This is a genomic window from Sulfuricurvum sp. (assembly GCF_019163035.1).
In the GTDB taxonomy this organism is placed as follows: domain Bacteria; phylum Campylobacterota; class Campylobacteria; order Campylobacterales; family Sulfurimonadaceae; genus Sulfuricurvum.
Window position 1 is genome coordinate 1 of the sequence record NZ_JAFLKV010000112.1, and the last position, 2,630, is coordinate 2,630.

3 protein-coding genes are annotated in these 2,630 nt (G+C 46.4%); all 3 read left to right on the forward strand.

Features of this window, described 5'->3' with window-relative positions; all coding sequences use genetic code 11:
- Positions 1–1,268, forward strand: a 1,268-nt coding sequence (locus tag JZU62_RS07955) for an AAA family ATPase (protein ID WP_295013605.1), incomplete at its 5' end; no start/stop codon positions are given.
- Entirely contained in the window at positions 1,265–1,948 is a 684-nt protein-coding gene (gene aat / locus JZU62_RS07960; protein WP_295013607.1) for a leucyl/phenylalanyl-tRNA--protein transferase, read from the forward strand. The genes JZU62_RS07955 and aat, both read left to right, overlap by 4 nt.
- 50 nt (positions 1,949–1,998) lie before the next feature.
- On the forward strand, positions 1,999–2,445 hold the full coding sequence (locus JZU62_RS07965; protein ID WP_295013609.1) for a DUF3015 family protein: 447 nt from the start codon (positions 1,999–2,001) through the stop codon (positions 2,443–2,445).
- Positions 2,446–2,630 lie beyond the last annotated feature (185 nt).

The window sequence follows — 2,630 nt, forward strand, 5'->3', positions numbered from 1 at the left end:
GGGCAACGACCCATGCCGAATATCGAAGCGTGTTTGAGAAAGATCGCGCCCTCAGTCGCCGTTTTGCCCGTATCGAGGTGGGGGAACCGAGTGAGGAGGAGAGCTTTTTGATCCTTAAAGGACTTCGGGAGCGGTACGAAAAGCATCATGGGGTGAAATACACCGATAAAGCGCTCCGCTCTGCGGTCGAGCTCTCTAAAAAGTACATCACCGATCGTTTTTTACCCGATGTGGCAATCGATCTAATCGATGAAGCGGGGGCTTCATTTCACCTCAAAACCCATAAACGAACCACGATTACCCCGCATGATATTGAAAATGTAATCGCTAAAATGACAGGAATACCCGCCTCTAAAATGGGGACGGATGATCGTGAAAAGCTCGCTTCACTAGAGCGTGATTTAAAAGCGCTTGTCATCGGGCAGGATAATGCGGTCGCTCAGGTGGTGAAATCTATCAAACGCTCCTATGCGGGGCTGAGTGCGCCTCAAAAACCGATTGCCTCCTTTTTGTTCTCCGGTCCGACCGGTGTCGGTAAAACGGAGTTGGCGAAATCGCTGGCTGAAACGATGGGAATTTATTTTGAGCGGTTTGATATGTCCGAGTACATGGAAAAACATGCCCTTAGCCGCCTCATCGGTGCCCCTCCGGGGTATGTAGGGTTTGAGCAGGGGGGATTGTTGGTCGAGACGGTGCGTAAGCATCCCTACATGGTACTGCTTCTCGATGAGATCGAAAAAGCCCATCCCGATTTGGTGAATGTATTGCTTCAGGTGATGGACAGTGCAACCTTGACCGATAATACGGGATTTAAAGCGAACTTTGCCAATGTCATCCTCGTGATGACCTCCAATATCGGAGCAAGTGAACGCACTGTGATGGGCTTTAATGCCGATAGCTCAATCTCCCGCCATGAAGCGCTTAAGAGCTTTTTTACCCCTGAATTTCGCAATCGTCTCGATGGAGTCATCGAGTTTGCTTCGTTGCCGATGAGTGTTGTCGAGGGGATTGTGGATAAATTTATTGCTCAGCTTAATGTTCAGCTCAAAGCGAAAAAAGTGAGCGTCTCCCTCAGCGATAAAGCGAAAGGCTATATCGCGAAGATCGGGTATGATAAAGCGATGGGGGCACGTCCTCTGGGGCGCGTTATCTCCGAAAAAATCAAAGATCCATTAGTGGATGAGATGCTTTTTGGAAAATTGGTGCAAGGCGGGCGTGTATCGGTCGATTACGCCGATGAGCTTATTTTCGATTATGATGCGGTATGATCCCAAAACTGAGCTATCACCTCTCTTTTCCTGATCCTCTTCTTCATGCTTCGAATGAGGGGATTGTTGCTTACGGCGGTGATCTATCCCCCTCGCGGCTGATGCTGGCGTACCGATCTGGGATCTTTCCGTGGTACGGTATCAATGATCCGATTTTGTGGTGGTCGCCTGATCCGAGGCTGATATTGGAACTGGATGATTTTAAGCTTACTCGGTCGCTACGTAAAAAAATTCCTCAGTTTGAAATCCGTTTTGATAGCGCTTTTTCGTCAGTAATACGCGAATGCTCAACCGCACCGCGCAGCGGTCAGAGCGGGAGCTGGATTGTCCCTGAGATGATTGAAGCGTATGAGACGCTTCATGCCCTCGGACATGCTCATAGCGTTGAGGCGTATCAAGAGGGAATCTTGGTCGGTGGACTCTACGGGGTGAGTGTCGGAGGGGTATTTTGCGGCGAATCGATGTTTGCCAAAGTCTCCGATGCGTCGAAAGTGGCATTGTCCGTTTTGGTTGAGCATTTGCGAGAATGGGGATATGATTTTATCGATTGTCAGGTTCCGACCCCTCATCTAAAAAGTCTGGGGGCTAAAGAGGTTTCGAGGGAGTTTTTTTTGCAACGGCTAAATAATGTATCAACACTTTTTATGGAAGATAATTTTTGGAAAATGGCTAAAATTTAAGGTTTATTCCTCTATACTCTTTGTTAATTCTTATGAAAAAAGGGGTCTCTATGAAAAAAGTTTTAATCAGTATTGCAGCAGTCGCTGCACTCAGCACAGCAGGTTTTGCAACCGTGAATAGCCAAACAGGGTGTGGTCTTGGATCACAAATTATTCATGATGATAGCTCAGCGGTTATGTTGGCACTACAAGCAACAACTAACGCTACCTTGGGAAATCAAACATTTGGTATCACATCAGGTACATCGGGATGTAAAAAAGCAAAATTTGTTATGAATGAACGTGCGGCAGAGTTCGTAGCATCCAATATGGATCAGCTCTCTCGTGAAATCGCAATCGGTCAAGGTGAGAGTGTTTCCACATTGGCAGAACTTTTGAACGTTCAAGATAAAGCAGAATTCGCATCAGCGCTTCAATCAAACTACAATGCTATTTATACCAGTGAAAAAGCCGATATGGCAACGGTTCTCGATAACGTTTCTACTATCGCCGGATAAATAAATTTTCAGAACGTATAAACGTTCTGAAATATTCTAAGGTTTTTTTTGCCACTCCTTCTTTTATTATGTGTGTTGAGTTTAACGGTCTATGCAACGTCGACCGATGAGCTGATTGCACAATCCCATACAGCTAAACTTTCCGAAACTCGCTATTGGCATCTACTGATGCACTCTCCTCGTAG